16 protein-coding genes are annotated in these 18490 nt (G+C 40.9%); 15 read left to right on the top strand and 1 reads right to left on the bottom strand.

Annotated elements, in window-relative coordinates:
- Window positions 1–6 precede the first annotated feature (6 nt).
- The 15 genes from ACO1QW_RS04965 (at window position 7) to ACO1QW_RS04895 (ending at window position 17940) form a co-directional block, all read left to right on the top strand.
- Window positions 7–1410, top strand: a complete 1404-nt coding sequence (locus tag ACO1QW_RS04965; RefSeq protein ID WP_486256264.1) for a Gfo/Idh/MocA family protein — start codon at window positions 7–9, stop codon at window positions 1408–1410.
- On the top strand, window positions 1407–1841 hold the full coding sequence (locus tag ACO1QW_RS04960; RefSeq protein ID WP_486256262.1) for a nuclear transport factor 2 family protein: 435 nt from the start codon (window positions 1407–1409) through the stop codon (window positions 1839–1841). Before ACO1QW_RS04965 ends, ACO1QW_RS04960 begins: the two co-directional genes overlap by 4 nt.
- 173 nt (window positions 1842–2014) lie before the next feature.
- Window positions 2015–3682: a glycoside hydrolase family 28 protein gene (locus ACO1QW_RS04955; protein WP_486256260.1), complete on the top strand. Its 1668-nt coding sequence runs from the start codon at window positions 2015–2017 to the stop codon at window positions 3680–3682.
- Window positions 3683–3714: 32 nt separating this feature from the next.
- Window positions 3715–5619 (top strand): DUF4350 domain-containing protein, encoded by a 1905-nt coding sequence (locus ACO1QW_RS04950; RefSeq protein WP_486256258.1) that lies wholly within the window; start codon window positions 3715–3717, stop codon window positions 5617–5619.
- The gene (locus ACO1QW_RS04945) at window positions 5589–6623 is read left to right on the top strand and encodes a pectinesterase family protein (protein ID WP_486256257.1); all 1035 of its coding nucleotides are present in this window, start codon (window positions 5589–5591) and stop codon (window positions 6621–6623) included. The genes ACO1QW_RS04950 and ACO1QW_RS04945 overlap by 31 nt, the downstream gene beginning before the upstream one ends.
- Window positions 6624–6691: 68 nt before the next feature.
- A complete protein-coding gene (locus ACO1QW_RS04940) occupies window positions 6692–8233 on the top strand; it encodes a tagaturonate reductase (RefSeq protein ID WP_486256255.1) in 1542 nt (513 codons plus the stop codon).
- The gene (locus ACO1QW_RS04935) at window positions 8223–9863 is read left to right on the top strand and encodes a UxaA family hydrolase (protein ID WP_486256253.1); all 1641 of its coding nucleotides are present in this window, start codon (window positions 8223–8225) and stop codon (window positions 9861–9863) included. Before ACO1QW_RS04940 ends, ACO1QW_RS04935 begins: the two co-directional genes overlap by 11 nt.
- A gap of 51 nt (window positions 9864–9914) precedes the next feature.
- Window positions 9915–11357 (top strand): glucuronate isomerase, encoded by a 1443-nt coding sequence (uxaC, locus tag ACO1QW_RS04930; RefSeq protein ID WP_486256251.1) that lies wholly within the window; start codon window positions 9915–9917, stop codon window positions 11355–11357.
- A gap of 8 nt (window positions 11358–11365) precedes the next feature.
- Entirely contained in the window at window positions 11366–12127 is a 762-nt protein-coding gene (locus ACO1QW_RS04925) for an SDR family oxidoreductase (RefSeq protein WP_486256250.1), read from the top strand.
- A 52-nt stretch (window positions 12128–12179) separates the two neighbouring features.
- Complete coding sequence (gene kduI / locus ACO1QW_RS04920; RefSeq protein WP_486256249.1) at window positions 12180–13085, top strand: 5-dehydro-4-deoxy-D-glucuronate isomerase; 906 nt, start codon at window positions 12180–12182, stop codon at window positions 13083–13085.
- Between the two features lie 3 nt (window positions 13086–13088).
- Window positions 13089–14135, top strand: a complete 1047-nt coding sequence (locus tag ACO1QW_RS04915; protein WP_486256247.1) for a sugar kinase — start codon at window positions 13089–13091, stop codon at window positions 14133–14135.
- Window positions 14136–14153: 18 nt separating this feature from the next.
- Window positions 14154–15179: a PfkB family carbohydrate kinase gene (locus ACO1QW_RS04910; protein ID WP_486256246.1), complete on the top strand. Its 1026-nt coding sequence runs from the start codon at window positions 14154–14156 to the stop codon at window positions 15177–15179.
- A 105-nt stretch (window positions 15180–15284) separates the two neighbouring features.
- A complete protein-coding gene (locus ACO1QW_RS04905) occupies window positions 15285–15734 on the top strand; it encodes a NanQ anomerase/TabA/YiaL family protein (protein WP_486256244.1) in 450 nt (149 codons plus the stop codon).
- A gap of 88 nt (window positions 15735–15822) precedes the next feature.
- Entirely contained in the window at window positions 15823–16485 is a 663-nt protein-coding gene (locus ACO1QW_RS04900; RefSeq protein WP_486256242.1) for a beta/alpha barrel domain-containing protein, read from the top strand.
- A gap of 27 nt (window positions 16486–16512) precedes the next feature.
- Complete coding sequence (locus tag ACO1QW_RS04895) at window positions 16513–17940, top strand: MFS transporter (RefSeq protein ID WP_486256240.1); 1428 nt, start codon at window positions 16513–16515, stop codon at window positions 17938–17940.
- An 85-nt stretch (window positions 17941–18025) separates the two neighbouring features.
- Here ACO1QW_RS04895 and ACO1QW_RS04890 read toward each other — a convergent pair whose 3' ends face one another.
- Complete coding sequence (locus tag ACO1QW_RS04890) at window positions 18026–18262, bottom strand: DUF7737 domain-containing protein (protein ID WP_486256239.1); 237 nt, start codon at window positions 18260–18262, stop codon at window positions 18026–18028.
- Window positions 18263–18490 lie beyond the last annotated feature (228 nt).

Genomic DNA, 18490 nt, shown 5'->3' with positions numbered 1-18490 from the left:
TGCCATATGGAAAGAAGATCATTTGTAAAGTACACTGCAGCAGCAGGTGCATCGCTCATGCTGCATCCGTTTTCATCAATCGCATCACATAAGCCCGGTCAAAAAATTAAACTCGCACTTGTAGGCACAGGTTCACGTGGCAGCAGTTTGTGGGGCAAAACGATTCTTACCGAGTTTAAAGATGTGTGTGAATTTGTAGGGCTCTGCGATATTAATCCCGGACGTGTGGCTTATGTAAAAGAATACATGGGTGTTACCTGTCCCACTTTTACAAATATTGATGCCATGTTGAAGGCGGTGAAAGCGGATTACATTATTGTAACAACCGTTGATGCCACACACGACGAAATGATTGTAAAATCCCTCAACGCAGGATTTAATGTTATTACTGAAAAACCAATGACAACCGACGAAGACAAGTGTCGGAAAATCTTAGAAGCAGAGAAAAAATCAGGGAAGAAAGTCACTGTTGCGTTTAACTATCGCCACAGTGTGCATGCCATGCAATTGAAAGAATTGCTGGCGGCTAAACGTGTTGGAAAAATAACTTCTGTTGATTTTAATTGGTACCTCAACGTGCATCACGGAGCCGATTATTTCCGTCGCTGGCATGGTCGTATGAACAAGGGCGGCACCCTGTGGGTGCATAAAGCAACGCATCATTTCGATTTGCTCAACTGGTGGCTTAACAGTGAGCCGGTTGAAGTAAGTGCGTACGGTTCATTGGAACATTACGGGAAGAATAATGAATTCCGTGGTACGAAATGCCGGGGTTGCGAACACAAACCCAAGTGTAAATTTTATTGGGACATTACCAGCAACAAACAAAATGTAAATCTCTATGTAAACAACGAGCAACATGATGGCTACATTCGTGATGGTTGTGTGTGGAGCAACGAGATCGATATTTTTGATAAGATGAGTGCACAGATCAGGTATGCAAACGGAGTTACCGTTAACTATTCACTCACTACTTATTCTCCATATGAAGGCTGGCAAATTGCATTCAACGGAATGAAAGGGCGTATTGAAACATGGGAAGATATTCCTTACCTGCAAAAAACAAAGGTGGATGAAGAAAAACGTCATGCAATTGAAATGAGTAATTCAGATGATGCTATTGCGGGCGAAGCAAATGAAATATTGGCCTGGGATAATTTCGGTAAAGACTTTGAAGTGTATACCACACCCAAAATCCGTGGTGGGCATGGTGGTGGCGATATCCGTATGCAAAAGCGAATGTTTGTTGATCCGAATGATAACCCACATCATGTAATGGCCGGTACACGTGATGGTGCTATGAGTATTTTAATTGGAATCGCCGCAAGAAAAAGCATCGCATTAAAAAGACCAGTAAAAATTTCTGAATTAACCGACCTTGTGCCAAAAGCAAACAGACACGAAATATGAAACAATTTTTCTTAGCAATTATACTAACATCCGTTATCAGTCTTCAAAGTTTTGGGCAATCAAAACAAGAAACAGCAGTTGCCAATGCAGTTGAAAAACTTCGTTTGGCTATGATCAGTGGAAATGAAGCTGAGTTGCGTGCTGTTACCAGCGAAAAACTTAGCTATGGTCACTCTGGTGGTTTTGTAGAGGGGCGTGAACAGTTCCTTGAAAAATTCAAAACAGGTGCGTCGGATTTTGTTACCATTGAGCTAAAGAATCAAACCATTTCTGTCAGTAAAAAAGTGGCCGTCGTTCGTCACGAGCTTCATGGCACAAATAACGATAATAACAAACCCGGCGAAGTGCATTTGCGCATTTTGCTCGTGTTTGAAAAGAGCGGAAAAGAATGGAAAATGCTGGCCAGGCAGGCGGTAAAGATCACTCCCTGATCAAATAGTTTAACGTGATTTTATCTGGTTGATTTTGAACCATTTTACGCAACAATTCCCGGTATCGTTTGCGTAAATAAACAGCCTCATTTGCTTGACCATGCTGGCAGTTAAAGGTAAAATTGTACCCCGAAAGCGGCGTCATTTCTATCTTTTAACGATTCAAGTCTGTCATGAAAAAAATTATCATATTTCTTTCTTTTATTTCCACCACTGTACTTGCATTTGCACAAACAACGCCAACGGGTTTCAATGGTAAGTTGCCTGTTATCGTTGCTCCCAAATTCAAAAAAGATACCATCAACATTAAAAAGTTTGGCGCAGCACCCGATGGTAATACACTCAATACAAAAGCAATTAACAACGCTATTGATGCCATTAACAAAAAAGGTGGTGGCGTAGTATTGATCCCTGCAGGTTTATGGTTAACAGGTCCAATTGTGTTAAAGAGTAATGTAAATCTTCATTTAGCAACAGGTGCAACATTATTATTCACTGCTGATAAATCACAATATCCATTAGTGCAGGCAAATTGGGAAGGCTTACCACAAATGCGTAATCAGTCTCCTATTTCTGCAACCAACGTAACAAACATTGCGATTACGGGTAAAGGAATTGTGGATGGTAATGGTGACGGATGGCGTTCTGTAAAAAGCGATAAGCTCACTGCAGGTCAATGGAAAAAATTAGTTGAATCAGGTGGTGTTGTGAGTGATGATAAAAAAACGTGGTACCCCTCTGAAGCTTTTATGAAAGCAAGTAAAGGACCTGCAAACCCCGGTGAAATAAAGCCAGGAAGAGATGCGGCTTATTACGAAAGCATCAAAGATTTTCTTCGTCCCAACATGGTGTTGATCACCAATTGTAAATATGTTCTACTCGAAGCTGTAACGTTTCAAAACTCTGCTGCGTGGTGTTTACATCCATTGATGAGTGAACACTTAACTGTTCGCAACATTTTTGTGAAGAACCCATGGTATGCACAAAATGGCGATGGCATAGATGTTGAAAGCTGCAGCAATGTACTTATCGAAAATTCTGTATTTGATGTGGGGGATGATGCTTTGTGTATGAAGAGTGGTCGTGATGCAGAAGGTCGTAAGCGTGGTATGCCGACACAAAATGTGATCATCCGCAACTGTACCGTATATGCTTCACATGGTGGTTTTGTTATTGGCAGTGAAATGAGTGGCGGTGCAAGAAACATGTACATCAGCAATTGTACATTTATTGGTACCGATATTGGTTTACGATTCAAAACAACACGTGGCCGTGGTGGTGTGGTTGAGAATATTTTCATCAAAGACATTTACATGAAAGATATTCCTGCTGAAGCCATCTTGTTTGATATGTATTACATGGCGAAAGATCCTGTTCCACTTTTAGGCGAAAAAAGAGAATTACCAAAAGTCGAAGTAAAGCCTGTGGATGAAACAACTCCGGTGTTCAAAAATTTTCATATTAGCAATGTGTATTGCAATGGCGCAGCCAAAGGAATTTTTGTAAGAGGTCTTCCGGAAATGCATATCAAAGACATTGTATTGGAGAACATGGTGATACAGGCCGACAAAGGAATTGACATCCAGGAAGCAAGCGGTATCAGCTTTAAAAATATCCAGATTATTTCTGCCGACACAAAACCTGTTGTTGATATTCTTAACAGTGATAACCTGTCGTTCGATAAGATCACTTACAAAGATGGTAGTGAAGTGCTGTTCCGTGTAAGTGGCGACAGGAATAAAAACATCAGCATAAAAAACACGAGTGGCACAAAAGCAAAAGAGAAAATTCTGTTTGAGTTTGGTGCCGATGCAAAAGAAATTAATTGGTTATCGAAATAAAACGATTGGCAAAGCTTTATAAAAACGGACTAATGAAGAAACTTGTTACACTAGTATTACTTGCAATTACGCTGCAATCAACAGCACAAATCAAATACAGCGAAAAAGTTGCTGCAACGGTTGATAAAATATGGCCCGATAGTTTACCCATCGGCAGCCGCACCAAGTGGAGTTACGATATGGGTGTGGTGTTGAAAGGCTTGGAAAGTCTTTGGATGCGCACAGGCAATGTAGCGTACTATAATTCCATCAAGAACCGTATGGACTATTTTGTGCAGAACGATGGCACAATAAAAGGATACGAAGCGGAAGAATATAATATCGATCATGTAAACAATGGCAAGCTGGTGTTAACGCTGTACCGCATTACCGGTGCAGATAAGTATAAGAAAGCAGCCATGCATCTTCGTGATCAGCTGCGTACACATCCACGCACAAAGGAAGGCGGCTTCTGGCATAAGAAAATTTACACAAATCAAATGTGGCTCGATGGGTTGTACATGGGTGCTCCATTCTATGCAGAATATGCTATGTTATTCAACGAAGACACAGCTTTTAATGATATTGCCAACCAGTTTATCTGGATGGAGAAACATGCACGTGATCCTAAAACAGGATTGCTCTACCACGCATGGGATGAAAGTAAAGAACAGCAATGGGCAAATAAAACAACGGGTACTTCACCGCATTTCTGGGCAAGAGCAATGGGCTGGTATGCTGATGCATTGGTTGATGCACTCGACTACTTCCCTGCTGATCATCCAAAACGCAAAGACCTTATTGCAATCTTGAATCGTTTAGTGAATGCAATCGAAAAACAACAAGACACTACAACAGGTTTGTGGTACGATGTAATGAACTATAACGGTCCTGGTAAAGAGAAAAACTATTTCGAAGCATCTGCTTCATCACAATTTGTATATGCAGTTGCAAAAGGCGTACGCAAAGGTTATTTACCGGCGGCAAAACTTTCGATTGCTAAAAAGGGATACGATGGCATTGTAAAACGTTTTATTAAAGAAGAGAACGGTCAAACAAATTTGCATGGCACCGTAAAAGTATCCGGCCTTGGCGGTAAGCCTTACCGTGATGGCAGCTTTGCTTATTATATGAGTGAAGATGTAATTGTGAATGATGCTAAAGGCGTGGGTGCATTTTTATTAGCAGCAGGTGAAATGGAACAGTTGCCAACACAATCAATTGGTGCAGGCAAAACAGTGTTGCTTGATCGTTGGTTCAATAGTGAAAAGCGTAAAGATGCAACAGGCAAAGATCAATACTGGCATTATACATGGGAGGAAAGAAGTCATGGTGGCTATTATACACTGGGAACTATTTTTGAACGCTATGGCGCAAAAATAAAATCATTGGATGTAGCACCAACAGCAAGCAATCTCAGCAAAGCATCGGTGTACATTATGGTTGATCCTGATCATGTGCGTGATAATCCAAAACCAAATTATGTTACAGCAACCGATGTAACAGCTATCAGCAATTGGGTTAATGCGGGTGGTGTATTGGTAATAATGGCAAATGACAGTAACAACTGCGATCTGCCGCATTTAAATCTTCTTGCAAATAAATTCGGAATCACTTTCACCAATAACAGTTTAAACATGGTGAAGAATGATACGTATTCGCAAGGCGAAGTATTACCCGGAACAAATAATCCCATTTTCAAAACAACAAAAAAGATGTTCCTGAAAGAACTCAGCGAGCTGAATGTAAAAGCTCCGGCAAAAGCCATTGTTACAAAAGACAATGCCGTGATCGTTGCTGTTGCGAAATATGGTAAGGGAACAGTGTTTGCAGTGGGTGATCCATGGATCTATAACGAATACATCGATAACCGAAAATTATTACCTGCCGATTTTGAAAATTATAAAGCAGCAGAAGACCTGGCGAAATGGTTACTCCAGCAGGCAGTGAAGAAATGAAACAGCGCCTGACGATAGTGTGGAGTTGTGCATTGATTTTTTTACTGATCAGTATTTCAGCAAACAGTCAACAAAAACTGGTTGTTGCACAGGACGGAAGCGGAAATTATAAAACAATTCAGGAAGCCATTAACAGTTTACCTGATTCATCGGCTGTTACAAGATCGATCTATATCAGGAAAGGCATCTATAAAGAAAAGATCTTCATCAAAAAAAATAACCTGGTACTTGAAGGTGAAGAACGTACTGCTACAATTATAACTGCTGCTATTGCAAGAGATGAGTGGCGCTGCGATCATGCTGATGATTGGGGCGTTGCCACCATGAATGTTGGAGCCAATGATATTACGTTAAAAAATATCACGGTTAGCAACAGTTATGGTTTTGATTTTTTAGAAGACCGTGTTGTTGCCTGCGCTGCAGATACAGCAAAAAAACAACGAACCATTACAAAGGGTGGCCATCAAATGGCGTTGCGTACCATGGGTTGCACAAGGTTGCAAGCCATTAACTGTTATTTCAAAGCTTATGCCGGCGATACATTTAGCCCATGGGAGGTAGAGAATGGCATGTGGTATTTCAAAGATTGTGTAATGGAAGGCGGTGTTGATTTTTATTGTCCACGTGGTTGGGCCTTTGCAGACAACTGTGAGTTTATTGCCAATACCGGCTCTGCTGCAATATGGCACGATGGATCGAGACATGAAGAATCGAAAACTGTTTTGCTGAATTGCAGGTTTAAAGGTTATGATGGGTTTCTGCTGGGTCGCTATCATCGTGATGCACAGTTTTATCTTATCAATTGCCTGTTTGCCGATAACATGAAAGATACGCCCATCTATCGTGTATCAACAAGCAATACCATTCAGTGGGGCGAGCGGATCTATTATTACAACTGTCACCGCAAAGCAGGCGATTATGCCTGGTTCAATAATAATATCAGTAAGGAATTGGTTCAAAAGATCAATGCACAATGGGTATTTGGTGACAGGTGGAAATTATAAACTATGAATAGTGATGATCATGAAAGGAATGATCATGCTGTTCAATAAATATTTAAAGAGAGTATAAGATGCAGTTATCAAAAGAAACACTATCGAAACTAAATGGCACAGTACAGTCTGTTCCTACGGATGCATTATTTGCATTGCCAGAAAAAGTTCTCCAGTTTGGCACTGGTGTATTGTTACGTGGCTTGCCCGATTATTTTATCGACAAGGCTAATAAAAAAGGAATTTTCAATGGCCGTGTTGTCATTGTAAAATCAACCGACAGTGGTGGTACCGATGCGTACGAAGTGCAGAATGGTTTGTTTACACATTGCATCAGCGGTATTCGTCAGCAAAAAATTACCGAAGAGTATATTGTCAACTCATCCATCAGTCGTGTGCTTTCTGCAAAATCACAGTGGCGGCAAATACTCGATTGTGCTTCTAATCCTGAAATGGAGATCATCATTTCCAATACAACTGAAGTTGGAATTGTGTTAGTGGAAGAAGATAAGATCAGCAACAACCCACCGGTATCGTTCCCGGGAAAGTTATTAGCGTTCCTGCATGAACGTTACAAGGCTTTCAATGGTGATGTGGCTAAAGGAATGGTGATCGTGCCAACTGAACTCATTACAGATAATGGAGCAAAACTGCAGGCCATTGTTATGGAGCTGGCACATCTCAATAAACTTGATTATGCATTCATTGATTGGTTAGAAAATGCAAATACATTCTGTAACTCATTAGTTGATCGTATTGTGCCCGGTAAACTTCCTGTTGCACAACAAAAAGCAACCGAAGCAAAACTTGGTTTCACAGACGAACTAATGATCATGAGTGAACCTTATAGTTTGTGGGCAATTGAAACATCTAATCCAAAAGTAAAAGATGTATTGAGCTTTGCGAATGCAGATGAGGGCGTTGTTATTACTAATGATATCAATAAACAACGTGAGTTAAAGTTGCGTTTGCTCAATGGTACACACACATTCTCTTGCGGTATTGCATTTCTTTCAGGTTTTGAAACAGTGAAAGAAGCAATGGAAAATAAAACGATGGGGCTGTATGTTTATGATCTCATGCATCATGAGATAGCACCATGCGTCAGCAATGAAAAAATTTCGGTATTGGAAGCACGTGAATTCTCCGGCAACGTTCTCGACCGCTTTCGCAACCCATTCATCGATCATAAATGGATCAGTATTACACTAAATTATTCGCATAAAATGCGAATGCGTAACATACCTTTACTGCTCAAACACTTTGAACAGGATCTGTATGTTCCCGGTTCGATGGCATTGGGTTTTGCAGCATATATTTTATTCATGAAGTGCGAACATAGTGAAAGCGGCAGCTACTATGGTGAAGCTAACGGTGTGGTTTACCCGATACAGGATGAACACGCCGGATATTTTCATCAACTATGGAAAAACAACAAACCTTCAGATGTTGTGAAGAAGGCATTAGCGAATGAACAGATTTTTGGACATGATCTTTCAGAATTACCAGGCTTTGCATTTGCAGTAAGTTCTTATATGGCTGCAATGATGGAAGATGGTGTTTTGGCTACCGTAAAAAATTACCAGTTAAACAGAGATAAAGTAGAGAGTAATGAAGCATAAAGTATTAAAAGTGCATCCTAAGGACAACGTGATTGTTGCGTTGACCAATTTGAAAAAAGGTGAAACCATTTCCTTCCAGGGAAATGATTATGTGTTGCAGGATGATATCAATGCAAAACATAAATTCTTTGAAAAAGAAATGCAACCCGGTGATGAAGCCATTATGTATGGTGTGTTGGTGGGCAAAGCGCAAAAGCATATTCCCAAAGGCGGATTGATGTCAACAGAAAATCTGAAGCATGCCGCTCTTCCGTTTACCTATCGTCCTTCGCATTACGAATGGCATGCACCAGATGTATCAAAATTTGAAGGAAGAACATTCAATGGTTACCTGCGCAGCGATGGTCGTGTGGGCACTGCCAATTACTGGTTGTTCATACCAACAGTTTTTTGTGAGAACAGGAATCTTGATGTAATTCGTGAAGCAATGCATAACGAATTAGGTTATGCTGTTACAGGAAAATATAAAAGTTATACGCATCAATTGCTTGATGCGTATCAGAAAGGCGAGGACATTTCAAATGTTGATCTCTCTCCTACTGCACAACATCAAAAGAACCGCCCGTTTAAAAATGTTGACGGTATTAAATTTTTAAATCACCAGGGTGGTTGCGGTGGCATTCGCCAGGATGCAGCTGTGTTGAGTAAGTTATTAGCAGCTTATGCCGATCATCCAAACGTTGGCGGTGTTACAGTATTGAGTTTAGGATGTCAGAATTTACAGGTGCAGGATTTCAGGAATGATCTGAAACAACACAATCCCAACTTCGATAAGCCGATTTATGTTTTTGAACAACAGCAATCACAAAGTGAAGAACAATTGATTGCCGAAGCTATCCGCAAAACGTTTGAAGGATTGATCGAGATCAACAAACTCGAACGGCAGCCTGCAACATTAGATAAACTTTGTATTGGTGTAAAATGTGGCGGTAGTGATGGGTTTAGCGGCATCTCTGCCAACCCTGCTGTTGGTTATGCATCTGATCTGGTTGTAGCATTGGGCGGTAAAATATTATTAGCTGAATTTCCGGAGTTATGTGGTGTTGAACAAGAACTCATCGATCGTACACAAGAAAAAGAAAGTGCGGAGAAGTTCATTCATTTAATGACAGCGTATAACGACCAGGCAGTAAAAGTTGGTTCAGGTTTTCATATGAACCCATCACCGGGTAATATTAAAGATGGATTGATCACTGATGCCATTAAGAGTGCTGGTGCTGCAAAGAAAGGCGGCACTTCTCCCGTGGTGGATGTATTAGATTATACGGAGCCTGCCACAAAACCAGGTTTGAGTTTAGTATGCACACCTGGTAACGATGTGGAAGCAACAACAGGTAAGGCTGCAAGTGGTGCTACACTGATCTTGTTTACAACTGGTCTTGGCACACCAACAGGCAATCCTGTTTGTCCAACAATAAAAGTTTCAACCAACAGTAATCTGACCAAGCGCATGAACGATATCATTGATATCGACTGCGGGCCTGTTATTGAAGGTGAAAAAACAATTGAAGAAATGGGTGAAGCCATTCTTGAGTACTGCATTAAAGCAGCAAGTGGTGAAGTAACACCAAAAGCTGTTTTATTGAACCAGGATGATTTTATTCCATGGAAACGAGGTGTGAGTCTTTAAGTAAGAACAACGATTGTAACCGATCATATATTTCTTAGCAAAACAAACAAAATGAAAAAGTTCTTAGACGACAACTTTTTATTGCAGAGCAAAACTGCTGAGCAACTCTATCATGAGTATGCCAGGCAAATGCCCATCATCGATTATCATAATCACCTCCTGCCCGACCAGGTGGCAAACAATATCAATTTCGAAAACCTTACACAGGTTTGGTTGTATGGCGATCATTACAAATGGAGAGCCATGCGTACAAATGGTGTGAATGAAAAATTCATCACCGGTAACGCAAGCGATTGGGAAAAGTTTGAACAGTGGGCAGCTACAGTTCCTTATACCCTTCGTAATCCCCTGTATCATTGGACGCATCTTGAACTGCAACGCTACTTCAACATTCATGAAGTGTTGAACGCAAACAGTGCTAAACGTATTTATGATGATGCTACAGCTCAATTGCAAAATGCATCGCATAGTGTGCAAGGATTGTTGCAACAGATGAATGTAAAACTGATCTGTACAACGGATGATCCTGTTGATGATCTGAAATTCCATCAGCAACATCGTGCACAAGGCGGCTTCACTAAAATGAATCCTGCTTTCCGTCCCGATAAAGCGATGAATGTTGATGATACCATCGGCTTCAATAATTATCTCACCTTATTAGAAAAAGCAGCAGATACTTCCATCAGCACCTTCAACGATTATTTAGCTGCATTGAAAAAGCGCCATGATTATTTCGCTGCAAATGGTTGTGCTGTTTCTGATCATGGATTGGAAGAGATCTATGCAGAAGATTATACGCAAACAGAGATCGTTGGCATTTTTGCACAGGTACGCAGCGGTGGCAACTTAACACTCGAAGAAAAGAAAAAATTCAAGAGTGCTATGCTCGTGATCTTTGCAGAGTGGGATCATGAAAAAGGCTGGGTACAGCAATACCATCTTGGTGCATTGCGTAACAACAACAGCCGCATGTTGCAACAGTTAGGTCCTGATACAGGTTGGGACAGCATTGGCGATTTCTCACAGGCAAGAGCCTTATCAAAATTCCTGAACCGTTTAGATACAAATGATAAACTGGCAAAGACAATCATCTATAACCTCAACCCTGCCGATAATGAATTGTTTGCAACAATGATCGGCAACTTCAACGATGGATCTGTTGCAGGTAAAGTGCAGTGGGGCAGCGGCTGGTGGTTCCTCGATCAGAAAGACGGCATGACCAAACAGATCAATGCACTCAGCAATATGGGCTTGCTCAGCAAGTTTGTTGGTATGTTAACTGATAGCCGTAGCTTCCTTTCCTTCCCCCGTCACGAATATTTCCGTCGCATACTTTGCAACATGTATGGCGAAGAAGTGGAGAATGGTGAATTACCAAACGATATTGAATTGATTGGTAAAACCATCCAGGACATTTGCTATAACAATGCAAAAGAATATTTCAACCTGCAACATCTTGATGCAGCACAAACTGTTAAATCAAACAATCTATAACTACTATCATGCAAACATTGGATCTTTTTAACCTTTCAGGTAAAACGGCATTAGTGACCGGTTGCGATACTGGTCTTGGTATGGGAATGGCAACAGCATTGGCAGAAGCAGGTGCTGATATTGTTGGTGCTTCTATTGTAGAAGATTATTCTGCAGTGCAGCAAGCTGTTGAAGCAACAGGCCGCAAGTTCACTTATCACCGTGTTGATATTGGCAATCGTGAACAACTCTATGCATTCATTAATAAAGTGAAAGCTGAAAATAAGATCGACATCCTTGTAAATAATGCAGGTATCATTATGCGTAAACCTGCAGCAGAGCATCCTGATGAATATTGGGATAAAGTAGTTGATATTAATCTCAACGCACAATTCATTCTTGGTCGTGAGTTTGGTAAACACATGATCGATAATGGTGGTGGCAAGATCATCTTCACCTGTTCATTATTAAGTTTCCAGGGCGGTATCAATGTACCAGGTTATACTGCAACTAAATCGGCAGTAGCAGGTTTGGTACGTGCATTTGGTAATGAGTGGGGAAGTAAAGGTGTTTGTGTAAATGGTATTGCACCAGGTTATATCGCAACAAATAATACGCAGGCTTTGCGTGAAGATGCAGACAGAAGTCAATCCATCTTGAGTCGTATTCCTGTTGGTCGTTGGGGTGTTCCTGAAGATTTCAAAGGACCGGTTACCTTCCTTGCTTCATCAGCTTCTGATTATGTGAATGGTACAGTGTTATTTGTTGATGGTGGATGGATGGCGAGATAAGACATAAGTTCTGAGTTCTAAGTTTTTAAGTTTAACGAAAGAAGTTTATAAAATGGCAACGAAGAAAGCAACAACACAGGCGCCTCAATTAAAAGATTACAACAGCAATACGTATATGGATGGCGACATGGAAGTACGTTTTGCAGTTGGACCAGAAGAAACAAAAGGATTCGATACACAACAGCTCATCGATAATTTCTTAGTGAAAGAGTTGATGGTGGCTGATAAACTGAAACTCGTGTACACACATTACGATCGTGTGATCATTGGTGGCGCTGTTCCGGTTTCAAAAGCATTAACACTTCCGAATCATCCTGAGTTAAGAGCTGAGTATTTTCTTGAAAGAAGAGAACTTGGCATCATCAACATTGGTAGTAAAGGAACAGTTACAGCAGATGGTAAAAAGTTTGAATTGGATAAACTTTCCTGTTTGTACCTCGGTAAAGGAACACAGAAAGTAAGTTTCACTTCAGCATCAAAAAAAGATCCTGCTGTATTTTATTTATTGTCCTCTCCTGCACATGCAACATATCCAAATGCCATGTTCACCAAAGAACAGGCATCACCTGTTGAGTTAGGTGCAGTTGAAACAGCCAACAAGCGTACTGTTTATAAATACATTCATCTCGATGGTTTAAGAAGCTGCCAGTTGGTAATGGGTTTAACAGTATTGGCACCCGGCAGTGTATGGAATTCTATTCCACCTCATACACATACACGCCGTATGGAAGTGTATTTGTATTTCGATTTACCGGAAGGACAACGTTTGTTCCACTTCATGGGCAACCCGATGGAAACAAGACATATGGTAATGACCAACAACGAAGCAGTGATCTCTCCACCATGGAGCACACACTTTGGTTGCGGTACTACCAACTATGGTTTCATTTGGGGAATGGCTGGTGAAAATTTAGTGTACACTGATATGGACCCGGCTCCAGTTCCAACATTGAAATAGTTTATGAGTAAAGTGCTTTGCTTTGGCGAATTATTACTTCGGTTACCTCCTGCTAACGGTGGCGAATGGTTGCGTACCAACCAGCTGCCTGTATTTGTTGGCGGTGCTGAATTAAATGTTGCCACTGCATTAGCTACCTGGCAACAACAGGTGAAGTATTGCACTGCACTTCCTGATAATATTATCACTCGTGATATTATTTCTTTCCTTCAAACAAAAAACATCGACACTTCTCCCATCATTCTTTCCGGCGAACGCATTGGTTTGTATTACCTGAAAGAAGGTGCTGATATGAAGAGTGAAGAAAACGTATTCGATCGGAAATATTCTTCTTTCTCTACACTCAATACGGGTGTAGTTAACTGGGATGAGATATTAAAAGATGTGGAGTGGTTTCACTTCAGTGCCATTGCTCCTGCTGTAAGTGAAAAAGCTGCAGCACTTTGCTTAGAAGCAGTGAAAGCTGCATCGCAACGAAACATCACTATTTCCGTTGATCTCAACTTTCGTTCATTGCTTTGGAAATATGGGAAGAAGCCCTGGGAAATAATGCCCGGTCTTGTAAAGTATTGCGATGTGATGATGGGCAACATCTGGGCAGCGAATACGTTGCTTGGAGTTTTGGTTGATGAAGCATTGATACAACCACGTACACGGGAAGTATTTTTAAAACATGCTTCCTATACTGCTCAACAGATCTTCGAACGTTTTCCGAATTGTAAATGGGTAGCCAACACCTTTCGTTTTGATGCGGAAGCTGGTGACATCAGTTATTACGCTGCACTCAATACAAAGGAGCAACAGGCAGTGAGTCCTGTATTTACAACCGATGCCGTTGCAGACAAAGTTGGCAGCGGCGATTGTTTTATGGCCGGCCTCATCTACGGCTTAAAATCAAAACATGCACTACAGGATGTTATTGGTTTTGCTGCAGCTGCTGCTTTTGCCAAGCTGCATGAAAAAGGCGATTCAACACAAAATACAATTGAACATATTCAACAGGTAAAAGCAAAATTCGAAACAACTAAACAACAATCATTTATTTCTTAGCATTTAAAACAAACTGATATGTCGAAAAAAGTAGTAACCCTCGGTGAGATTATGTTGCGTTTGTCAACTCCCGATTTTAAACGTTTTGTACAGGCTGATACATTCGATATCACTTATGGTGGTGGCGAAGCAAACGTATCTGCTGCATTATGTAACTATGGTTTAAACGGAACATTTGTATCCAAAGTGCCAAGCAACCCGATCGGTCAATCGGCCATTAATCATTTACGTCGTTACGGTGTAGATACACAGTTTGTAGCAAGAGGTGGTGATCGTTTAGGCATTTACTTCCTCGAAACAGGTGCTTCAATGCGTGCATCACAAGTGGTGTATGATCGTTCAGGTGCATCTATTGCAGATGTAGATGCAAGCGAATTCGATTGGGATAAAATTTTTGATGGTGCAGATTGGTTCCATACAACAGGTATTACTCCTGCATTAAGCGATAAAGCTGCTGCTTTAACTGAAGCTGCATTAAAAGCTGCCAAAGCAAAAGGCATTACAACAAGTATCGATTTGAACTACCGTAAGAAATTGTGGAGCAAAGAAAAAGCACAAAAGGTAATGACGCATCTCTGCCAGTGGGTAGATGTATGTATCGGTAACGAAGAAGATGCTGAAACCACACTTGGTTTTAAACCCGGTGATACAGATGTTACAAAAGGTGAACTTCACCTTGATGGTTTCCAGGATATCATGAAGCAGATGGTAGCTAAGTTTAATTTTAAATATGTTGCTTCATCATTGAGAGAAAGCTACAGTGCAAGTGATAACGGCTGGAGCGCATTGGTATATGATGGTAAAGAATTCTATCACACTAAAAAATATAACGTACGTATTGTTGACCGTGTAGGTAGTGGCGATTCATTTGCAAGTGGTTTGATTTACGGTTTAGTTACCGGTATGCCAATGGGTGAAGCTGCTGAATTTGGTGTGGCAGCAAGTGCATTGAAACACACAATCCCTGGTGATCTTAACCACGCTACATTAGGTGATGTGAAAGACCTGATGAAAGGCGATGGCAGCGGCAGGGTGCAGAGATAAAATTGTTATGAGTTATGAGTGAAGAGTTATGAGTTGTCAGAACTTATCGATCAACTCTACATTTATCACTCATAGCTCATTATTCATCATTCATAATTTATTCCAATGATCATAGATACTATTCAGAATGCACACAAATACTTCAGCGTACATCCGTTGTTCGCCAAAGCATTTGAATACATTCAGCAAACCGACCTGGCAAATGCAGCCGATGGTAAAAGTGATATTGCAGAAGGTTTAAAAGCCATCATCAGCAATGCACCCGGTAAAACAAAAGAAACCAGCCTGCAGAAATTTGAATGTCATAACAAAAACATTGACATTCAACTTTGCATTAAAGGTGTTGAAACCATTGGCTGGAAACCAAGAGAAAAATGTGTAACACCTAAGGGTGAATACAACGATGAAAAGGATGTGTTGTTTTATGACGATGCGCCTGATACTTATTTTCAACTGACCGATGGACAGTTTGCAATTTTTTATCCTGAAGATGTGCATGCACCCATGATCGGTGAAGGCGAGATCAAGAAACTGGTGATTAAAGTGAAGAAATAATGATAAGTATTAAGTAGCAGGTTATAAGCAAACCGAATTTCTACTTACAACACTTATCACTTACAACCTAAAACTTAAAACTTTTCAAATGAGCAAGACACAACAAATAACAGATGCTATTGTAGCACAAGGCATTCTTCCTTTGTATTTTAATCCAAGCGAAGAAGTAAGTCTTGATGTGTTAAAAGCAATTTACAAAGCAGGTATCAAAGCTGTTGAATACACGAACCGTGGCGATGCAGCATTGGCCAACTTTACCAAAATGGTGCAACTGCGTAATGCAGAAATGCCTGGTTTATTATTGGGCGTTGGTACCATTAAGAACATGCAACATGCAACAGAATATATGACAGCAGGCGCCGACTTTTTAGTAAGTCCGGGTTTTGTTCCTGATGTTGCTGCGTATTGTGTAGCGAATGATATTTTCTATGCTCCCGGTTGTATGACTCCCACTGAAATTATTGCAGCAGAAAATGCAGGCATTAAATTCATCAAGTTGTTCCCTGGTAATATGATGGGTACTGAGTTTTTAACCACTATTAAAGATATCTTCCCTAAATTGTTGTTTATGCCAACAGGTGGTGTGGATACAACAAAAGAAAGTATTGAAAGCTGGTATAAAGCAGGTGTATGTGCCGTGGGTATGGGCAGCAAGCTCATCAGCAAAAAATTAATGGAAGCAAAAGATTATGCGGCGATGGAAACAGCAACAAAACAGGTGCTTGAAGTAATTCAGGCCGTTAAGTCTTGATTTACTTATTCAACCTAAAGCTTGTATATGATTAATAAAATGTCGAATTACAGATGGAGCATCGTCGCACTCCTGTTTGTAGCAACTACCATTAATTACCTCGACAGACAGGTGTTGTCTTTAACCTGGGATGAATTCATCAAACCCGAATTTCACTGGGATGAAAACCACTACGGTACCATCACTTCGATATTTTCTATTGTGTATGCCATTTCTATGTTGTTCGCAGGCCGGTTTATCGATTGGATGGGAACGAAGAAAGGTTTTCTTTGGGCAATTGGTATATGGTCGGTTGGTGCTTGTATACACGCTTTGTGTGGTGTTGTAACCGAGCAATATGTGGGCCTGCATTCGGCTGCAGAATTAGCGCAGGCTGTGGGTGATACTGCAGTTGTTATTTCAACGGTAAGCATGTATGCTTTTATTGTGGCCCGTATTGTGTTGGCTATTGGTGAAGCAGGCAACTTTCCTGCAGCTATTAAAGTAACGGCTGAATATTTTCCTAAAAAAGACCGTGCCTTCGCTACCAGTATTTTTAATGCAGGTGCTTCCGTAGGAGCGTTGTTAGCCCCACTTAGTATTCCTCCGCTGGCAAAAGCTACCAGTTGGGAAATGTCGTTTATCATCATTGGTGCATTGGGTTTTATATGGATGGCTTTTTGGGTATTCATGTATAAAAAGCCTGAAGAGCATCCCAAAGTAAATGAGAAGGAACTTGAATACATTCTTTCTGACAGAGACGAAAATGGTGATGCTGAAAAAGCAGAAGATCCCAACAAAAAGAAAGTAACACTTGGAGACTGTTTTAAGTATAAGCAAACATGGTCGTTTGCTGTTGGCAAGTTCATGACCGATGGTGTATGGTGGTTCTTTCTTTTCTGGACACCTTCCTATCTCAATACACAGTTTGGTATCAAAACATCGCAGGGCCTGGGTATTGCGCTTGTCTTTACACTTTACGCCATTACGATGTTGTCGATTTTTGGTGGCAAGCTGCCTTCGATTATCATTCGCAAAACGGGACAGGATCCGTACGCTGCCCGTATGAAAGCAATGCTCATTTTTGCCTTCATTCCATTGCTTGTATTGCTGGCTCAACCGCTTGGTACCATTTCACCATGGTTGCCGGTTATCATGATCGGTTTGGGAGGTGCAGCGCACCAGTCATGGTCGGCAAATATCTTTTCTACCGTGGGTGACATGTTTCCCAAATCGGCCATTGCTACTGTTACAGGTATTGGTGGTATGGCTGGCGGACTGGGTTCCATGCTGTTGCAAAAATCGGCCGGTAAACTATTTGTTTATGCCGGAGAAACCAACATGCATTTTTTAGGATTTGAGGGTAAGCCGGCAGGATATTTTATTATTTTCTGTTTTTGCGCATTTGCTTATCTCATCGGTTGGGTAATTATGAAAAGCCTTGTACCGAAGTATAAAGTGATCAACGATTTGTAAGACTTGGACTAAAACAATTCTTAAAAAACGCCGATGTTAAAAACATCGGCGTTTTTGCTTTTCTCTATTTCCTGACAAATCATTTTTACTTGTGGTTGATCTGTGTTGTAATTGTTGAATCAGTTATTTTATCATCATCAGCTAAGAGGAATGCTTTCGATAAAATAATCGATAATCCTGTATCGCCTTCAAAGGGAATAAAGATGTTTTCGGTGTGATTTTTTTGCGTACGATCGGGATACTGATAAAACGAACCTGGTCTGTACTTACATAATTCCAAATGCCGGATGATGTTTGATTTGCTGCTCAATAGAGTTGTCATCCCGAGGATACGAGGGATCTGTAGGTTTCTTTTGTCACTTTTTGCTTGTCCAAAAAGTAACTCCCGCTGAGGCGGGACAGGCAAAAAAGACCCCGCCAACGGACACCCCACGTTGGCGGATTGTACCTTGATTAAGCATAGAGGCTACTCCCGCTTGAGGGCGGGACAGGTGTGGTGAATAACTGTTGTGCTAACACGATCATCCTATGTGATGCAGTTTGATTGGTC

Source organism: Lacibacter sp. (genome assembly GCF_057361365.1).
This window is presented reverse-complemented; position numbering and strand designations above follow the sequence as displayed.